At 70.7% G+C, this 7,353-nt stretch carries 7 protein-coding genes; 1 reads left to right on the forward strand and 6 read right to left on the reverse strand.

Annotated elements, in window-relative coordinates; genetic code table 11:
* Nucleotides 1-229: 229 nt before the first annotated feature.
* From AC27VN_RS27340 to AC27VN_RS27365, 6 genes are all read right to left on the reverse strand, one after another.
* Nucleotides 230-2,260: a spermidine synthase gene (locus AC27VN_RS27340; protein WP_490878556.1), complete on the reverse strand. Its 2,031-nt coding sequence runs from the start codon at nucleotides 2,258-2,260 to the stop codon at nucleotides 230-232.
* Between the two features lie 4 nt (nucleotides 2,261-2,264).
* Nucleotides 2,265-2,720 (reverse strand): DUF2214 family protein, encoded by a 456-nt coding sequence (locus AC27VN_RS27345; protein ID WP_093350618.1) that lies wholly within the window; start codon nucleotides 2,718-2,720, stop codon nucleotides 2,265-2,267.
* A 70-nt stretch (nucleotides 2,721-2,790) separates the two neighbouring features.
* A complete protein-coding gene (locus AC27VN_RS27350) occupies nucleotides 2,791-3,717 on the reverse strand; it encodes a LysR family transcriptional regulator (protein ID WP_490878557.1) in 927 nt (308 codons plus the stop codon).
* 64 nt (nucleotides 3,718-3,781) lie between these two features.
* Complete coding sequence (locus AC27VN_RS27355) at nucleotides 3,782-4,774, reverse strand: Bug family tripartite tricarboxylate transporter substrate binding protein (protein WP_490878558.1); 993 nt, start codon at nucleotides 4,772-4,774, stop codon at nucleotides 3,782-3,784.
* 4 nt (nucleotides 4,775-4,778) lie between these two features.
* Nucleotides 4,779-5,969, reverse strand: coding sequence for a CaiB/BaiF CoA transferase family protein (locus AC27VN_RS27360; RefSeq protein ID WP_209545999.1), 1,191 nt, complete (start codon nucleotides 5,967-5,969; stop codon nucleotides 4,779-4,781).
* A complete protein-coding gene (locus AC27VN_RS27365) occupies nucleotides 5,962-6,897 on the reverse strand; it encodes a hydroxymethylglutaryl-CoA lyase (RefSeq protein WP_490878559.1) in 936 nt (311 codons plus the stop codon). Before AC27VN_RS27365 ends, AC27VN_RS27360 begins: the two co-directional genes overlap by 8 nt.
* 94 nt (nucleotides 6,898-6,991) lie before the next feature.
* On the opposite strand from AC27VN_RS27365, the gene AC27VN_RS27370 reads away from it, so the two are divergent.
* Nucleotides 6,992-7,353: helix-turn-helix domain-containing protein (locus tag AC27VN_RS27370; RefSeq protein ID WP_490878560.1), on the forward strand; the 362-nt coding region annotated here is incomplete at its 3' end.

Genomic DNA, 7,353 nt, shown 5'->3' on the forward strand with positions numbered 1-7,353 from the left:
AGGCCCTGGCCGGCGCCGCCAAGGCCAGCTCGATCAAGAAGTGCGAGAAGGAAGCCAAGGCCGCCGCCGCCCCCGCCTGCGCCGCCAAGGCGGTCGACAAGAACGGCAAGGCGCTGGCCGGCGCCGCCAAGAACAGCTTCGTCAAGAAGTGCGAAGCGGACGCCGCCAAGGGCTGAGACCGCTTTTCTCCGCAACCTTTGTAAACAAAGCCCGCCTCGTGCGGGCTTTGTTACTTGAGCACGCCCAACAGGTTGTTGTAGTCGTCGGTCCAGGGCCGCGCGGTGGGGTCGACCGCGATCGGCTGGGCCGCCGCGGCGATCGGTGCGCGCGCCAGCACCTGCGGATCGCGCGCCACCAGCACCCAGTCGGTGGCGTGCAGCCAGGCCGAATCCTCCGCGTCGTCGCTCACCAGCACCGCGTGCAGCCCCTGCGACTGCGCGATGCGGGCCACCACGGGCGCGAGCGCGAGGAAGTGGTTGGTGACGTGGAAGGCCACCACGCCGTCGGGCCGCAGATGCCGCAGATAGACCTGCATGGCCTGCGCGGTCAGCAGGTGCACCGGCACCGAGTCGCCCGAGAAGGCATCGACCGCCAGCACGTCGAAGCCCTGCGCGCTCTCGCGCTCCAGCGCCAGCCGCGCGTCGCCGAGCACGCGCTCGATCTGCGCGCGGCTGTCGCGCAGGAAGGTGAATTCGCGGTCCGCGATGTCGAACACCTCGGGATTGATCTCGTAGAAACGGTAGACGTCGCCCGTGCGCCCGTAGGTCGCGAGCGTGCCGGCGCCCAGCCCGATCAGCCCGACGCGGCGCGCGCCGATCGGCAGCGCCTCGATGGCGCGACCGATGCCCGAGGTGGCGCCGTAGTAGGTGGTGGGTTCGCGGCGGCGCTCGGGCGAGAGGAACTGCTCGCCATGCTTGATCGAGCCGTGGACGAACTGGCGCACGTAGTCGGGCGGGTCCTGGCGCCGCACGTCGTAGGTGTGCATCGAGCCGTAGAAATTGCGCCCCAGGGTGCGCAGGCCCTCGTGGTCGCTGCGCACCTGCTCCGAGAGCAGCCAGGCGCAGCAGGCCGCGAGCCCCAGGCCGGGCACCCACAGCAGCCAGCGCGCGCGCAGCACCAGCGCGCCGAGCAGCGCCGCCAGCACCAGCCCGATGCCGAGCTCGTAGTAGGCCGGCAGCAGGTAGGGCGCGCCCAGCCCGACCGTCACGCCGCCGATGGCGCCGCCCAGCGACAGCATCAGGTAGAAGCGCGTGAGGTGCGCGGGACCGGGCCGCAGCCGCGCGGTCTCGCCGTGCAGGAACATGCACAGCACGAACAGGCCCGCCACGTGGATCGTCAGCGCGGTGTGGATCTTGAGCCCGGCGCCGTCCTGCAGCTGGTAGGCGCACAGCGCCAGCATCGCGGCCGCGAGTGGCACGAACAGGCCGCGCCGGTACCAGCGGTCGCTCTCGAAGCACAGCACGAAGGTCAGCAGGTAGAGCGACAGCGGCAGCACCCAGAGGAAGGGCACGGCCGCGATGTTCTGCGTGATGTGGTTGGTGACGGCCAGCAGCAGCCAGGAGCCGAGCGCGGGCAGCGCGAGCCACAGCAGCTGGTCGATACGGCGCGGCGACGCGACGGGCGCATCGGTCGATGCGGCGACGGCCGGCAGGTCGTGGTTCCAGCGGCGCGCCATGTACAGCGTGGTGCCCGCGCAGAGCACGACGAAGCCCGCGTAGCCCCACGACCAGCCGATGGCCTGCTGCATCAGCGTGCTGCGCGGCTCGATCAGCACCGGGTAGCTCAGCAGCGAGAGCAGCGATGCGAGGTTCGACAGCGAGAAGTAGCGGTACACGCGCGCGCCCCAGGGCGTGCGCGACACCCAGGACTGCACCAGCGGGCCGGTGGTCGAGAGCAGGAAATACGGCAGGCCGATGGTGCCCACCAGCAGGCCCAGGATGCGCCAGGCCGGATCCTCGGCGCCGGCCGGCTTCCACTGCGCGCCGGCCACGATCGGCAAAAAGGCCAGGCTCGCGAGGAGTAGCGCGACATGGAGCAGCGCCTGCGCGCGCATGCGCAGGTGGCGTGAGATCCAGTCCGAATACGCATAGCCCGCGAGCAGCGCGACCTGGAAGAACACCATGCAGATCGACCACACGGCGGCCGAGCCGCCGAACCACGGCAGGATCTGCTTCGCGATCAGCGGCTGGACGAGGAAGAGAAGAAAGGCGCTGCCGAAGATCGTGCCGGCAAACAGGAACTGGATGCCGGCGCTCGCCATGCGGCTACTTGCTGCCGAAGCCGCGCGCGAAGAACACAGCGGCCAGTGGAATCACGGCGATCAGGTGGGCCTGGATCATCACCAACTTGCGCGTCTTCTTCACCTCGGCCTCCGACGGCAGCGTGCCGCTGGCGCGCAGCGCCTTGCGCCAGCGCAGGTAGTTCAGGGTCGGGAAGATCGACAGCACGCCGACCACGATGAACAGGCCCAGCTTCAGGTGCAGCAGCGGGTTGGTCCAGTACCAGGCCGTGCCCTTCACGCCCCAGAGGGTGCGCGCGATGCCGGTCAGCAGCACGGACACGGCGGCGATGCCGTAGACCATGTCGACGCGCGCGAGCCGCTCGACCACCGCGGCATTGAGCCACTCGACGCGGCACAGCGCCGCCTCGCTGGCGATGAAGACGACCATCGTGAGGATGGCCAGCAGATGCAGGTAGGCGAGGATGGCTTCGAGGGTCATCGTGGCGTTCTCTTCGTCGGGGCGCGTGGGGTTTGCAAATGCAAACAGATTGTGCAGCCACGCGCCCGGCTCAGGTCCGTCCACCCCAGAATTCGGGCCGCCCGTATTGGTCTTTGAGGAAATCAAGCCACAGTCGCACGCGCAGCGGCAGGTGCTTGGCGCCCGCGAACACCGCGTAGATGCCGTTGGGCGGTGCCGCGAACTCGTCGAGCAGCGGCACCAGCAGCCCGGCGTCGATCTCGGCCTCGACCTCCCAGGTGCTGCGCCAGGCGATGCCGTGGCCGGCCAGGCACCAGTCGTGCAGCACCTGGCCGTCGGAGCAGTCGAGCGGGCCGCTGGGCCGCAGGTGGATCAGCTCGTGGCCGCCCTGGGCGTCGGGAATGCGGAAGGCCCAGCCGCGCGTCTGCGAGGCGTCGCTGGTGAGCGCGAGGCAGGCGAAGCGCGCCAGCTCGTTCGGATGGCGCGGCGCGCCGTGGCGCAGCACGAACTCGGGCGTGGCCACGCAGCGGCGCCGGTTGTCGGCCAGCCGCACGCTGACCAGCGAGGAATCGGGCAGGTCGCCCACGCGCACCGCGCAGTCGAAGCTCTCGCCGGCCACGTCGACCACGCGGTCGCTGAGGTTCAGCGAGATCGTCACCTCGGGATGCAGCGCATGGAAGCGGGGCACCAGCGGCGCGACGTGGCGCCGGCCGAAGCCCGCGGGCGCGGTCACGCGCAGGTGGCCGCTGGCCTTGACGCCGCCCGCGCTCACGCTGGCCTCGGCATTGGCGAACTCCACCAGCAGGCGCTGGCAGTCCTCGAGGAAGGCGCTGCCCTCGTGCGTGAGCGTGATGCGCCGCGTGGTGCGAACCAGCAGCTTCACGCCCAGGCGCTCCTCGAGCGCATCGAGCCGGCGCCCCATGATCGCGGGCGCCACGCCCTCGGCCTTGGCGGCCGCGGTGAGGCTGCCGCGCGTGGCGACCGAGACGAAGGATTCGAGCTGCTTCAGGCGGTCCATGGCGCCCGAACTATATAGAGGCGGCGGGAAGCCCGGCGCCGCGCGGGCTCATCCCGGGGACCGGCTATTCGGGCTGCACCCCGGCCTCGCGCACCGCCGCGCCCCAGCGCGCATGTTCGGCGCGCACGTACTGCGCCGCCTGCTCGGGGCTGCCGCCCACCGGCATGCTGCCCTCGGCCTGCAGCTGCGCGATGGTCGCGGGCTTGGCCAGCGCCTTGTCGATCGCGGCATTGAGCTTCTTCACGATCTCGCTCGGCGTGCCCGCGGGCACCACCACCGCCTTCCAGTCGACCGCCTCGAAGCCCTTGTAGGTCTCGGCCACGGTGGGGATGTCGGGCATCACCGGCAGCCGCTTGGTCGAGGTCACGGCCAGCGCGCGCAGCTTGCCGGCCTTGACCATCGACAGTGCGCCCTGCGGCGTCGCGAACATGCAGTCGGTCTGGCCGCCGAGCAGGTCGGTGATGGCCGGCGCCGCGCCCTTGTAGGGCACGTTGAGCACCTTGAAGCCCACGCGCTTGGCGAGCACCTCGCCGGCCATGTGGCCCAGGGTGCCGGTGCCGGCCAGCGCCTGCTTGATCTCGCCGGGCCTGGCCTTGGCCGCGGCGACGAAGTCGGCCAGCGAGCGGTAGGGCGAATCGGCGCGCACCACCAGCACCACGGGCTGCGCGGCGACGACCGAGACCGGCACCACGTCCTTCAGCGCGTCGTAGGGCATCTTCGGGAACAGCGTCGGGTTGATCGCGAGGTTCGCGGTCTGGCCCATGCCGATGGTGTAGCCGTCGGGCTTGGCCTTGGCGACCACGTCGATGCCGATGTTGCCGTTGCCGCCCGCGCGGTTGTCGACGATGAAGCTCCACTTCGTGTCCTCGGCGAGCTTCTGCGCGACCAGCCGCGAAACGATGTCGGTGGCGCCGCCGGGCGTGTAGGGCACGACCAGGCGCACCGGCTTGTCGGGCCAGGCGGTGTCGGCATGGGCCGGCCAGGCGGTGAGCGCCAGGGCGCAGGCGAACGCGGTCGCGGCGCCGGCCAGCAGGCCGCGCCGTGGGATGGATGTCATGGGATCAGTCTCCTGTGGTGATGTGGCGGCGCCGGAGCGCCTCGATCGCTGCGTCGTCGTAGCCGGCTTCGCGCAGCAGCTCGACGGTGTGTTCGCCCAGGCGCGGCGGCTGCAGGCGGATGCCGGGCCGCACGCCGTCGAGGGTGAACGGTGCCAGCGGCACCTTGGCCATGTGGCCGTCGTTCATGCGCACCGGCGCGAGGCCGCCGGTGGCGTTGAGGTGCGGGTCGTCGAACAGCGCCTGCGGCTTGGTGATGGGCGCGAACGGCAGCTCGTTCTGCTCGAACACCGCGGCGAGCTCGGCCGCGCTGCGCCCGGCGAGGTGCGAGCGCAGGATCGGCATCATCCATTCGCGCGCCAGCACGCGGTCGTTGTTGGTCTTCAGGCGCGGGTCGGTGGCCAGTTCCTCGAGGCCGAAGGCCTGGCAGAACACGGCCCACTGCTTGTCGCTGACGGCCGCGAGGAAGATCTGCTCGCCGTCCTTGACGGTGAACACGTCGTACACCGCCCAGGCCGAGATGCGGCTGGGCATCGGGTCGGCCGGCTTGCCGGTGGCGGCGAACTGCATCATGTGCTGCGCCACCAGGAACACGTTGTTCTCGAACAGCGCCGACTGCACCTCGCAGCCCTTGCCCGTGAGCTCGCGCTGGCGCAGCGCGGCCATCGCGCCGATGGCGCCGAACATGCCGCCCATGATGTCGTTGACGCTGGTGCCCGCGCGCAGCGGATCGCCCGAGCGGCCGGTCATGTAGGCCAGGCCGCCCATCATCTGCACCACCTCGTCGAGCGCGGTGCGATGGTCGTAGGGACCGGGCAGGAAGCCCTTGTGGCTCACGTAGATCAGGCCCGGGTGCAGGGTCTTGAGCGTGTCGTAGTCGAGGCCCAGCTTCTTCATCGTGCCGGGCTTGAAGTTCTCGCTCACGATGTCGGCCGTGGCGATCAGCCGCAGCGCGGCCTCGATGCCCTCGGGCTGCTTGAGGTCGAGCGCGATGCTCTTCTTGTTGCGGTTGAAGGTCGGGAAGAAGCCCGCGCCCGAGCCGAGCAGGCGGCGCGTGTTGTCGCCCTCGACCGGCTCGACCTTGATGACCTCGGCGCCGAGGTCGGCCAGGATCAGGCCGCAGGTGGGCCCCATCACCATGTGGGTGAACTCGACCACGCGCACGCCGGCGTAGGGCAGCGGATTCGTATCAGCCATGGGCGGTGTTCTCCTGGACGAAGCCCTTGGGCAGGCCGGCCTCGGGCGTCATGCCGTAGACCGGTTCGCCGGGCAGGCCGGCCATGAGCGGCGCGCGCGCCGCGATGAGTTGGGCGATGTCGATGCCGGTGCGCACGCCCATGGCCTCGAACATGAAGACCAGGTCCTCGGTGACCGCGTTGCCCGAGGCGCCGGGCGCGTAGGGGCAGCCGCCGAGGCCGCCGAGCGAGGCGTCGAAGGTACGCACGCCCTCGTCCCAGGCCGCGAGGCAGTTGGCGATGCCGAGGCCGCGCGTGTTGTGCATGTGGGCCGCGCCGGCGTGGCGGCCGAGCTCGGCGCGCAGCCGCTTGAACAGCCGGCGCACCTGGGCGGGATTGGCATAGCCCACGGTGTCCGACAGGCCCGACTCGTCGGCGCCGGCCTCGATGCACTGGGCGGCGAGCCGGATCACGTCGTCCTCGGGCACCAGGCCCTGCAGGGTGCAGCCGAAGGCGGTGGAGATGCCGGCCTCGAGCTTCACCTGCGGCGCGATCGCGCGCCGCAGCTCGGCGATGGCACGCACCTCCTCGACCATCTCGGTGGGCGTCTTGCGCACGTTGGCCAGCGAATGCGCCACGCTGGCCGACACCGGCATGGTGAGCTTGTGCACGCCGGCCTCGAGCGCGGCCTGCGCGCCCTTGCGGTTGGGCACCAGCGCCATCACGGTGAGGCCGGGCAGGGTGATCGCATGGCGCACCACCTCGGCCGCGTCGGCCATCTGGGGCAGCAGCTTCGCGGGCACGAAGGAGGCGACCTCGATCTCGCGCACGCCGGCGGCATGCAGCGCGTCGATCCAGCGCAGTTTGTGGTCCGTCGGCATGGTGGCCGCGACCGATTGCAGGCCGTCGCGCGGACCGACCTCGCTGATGAGCACATCGGGAGTTGTCATCGGAAATTTGACAGTTCTATCTGACAGAACTATATTTTGCAGAACAGAATTAGACGCCGGCCCCGGCATCGCTGTCAAGCCACCCACCCTGCCCATGCCCCGCAAAGCCCAGACCGAATCGATGTCCGACCGCGATGCCGCGCCCGGAGGCGCGGCCGCGGTCGACCGCGCCTTGAGCCTGCTCGGCGCTTTCCGCCCCGGCGACGAGGCGCTGTCGCTCGCGCAGTTCGCCGAGCGCACGCAGCTCTACAAGAGCACGGTGCTGCGCCTCCTGGCCTCGCTCGAGCACGCACGGCTGATCCGCCGCCAGGACGACGGCCGCTATGCGCTCGGTTCGGAGATCGCGCGGCTGCACGGGCTCTACGCGGCCGCGCAATCGCTCGACCGCATCGTGCTGCCGGTGCTGCGCGCGCTGGTCGCGGCCACCGGCGAGAGCGCGGCCTACCACGTGCGGCA

Source organism: Variovorax sp. 20P10.2.4 (assembly GCF_058244205.1).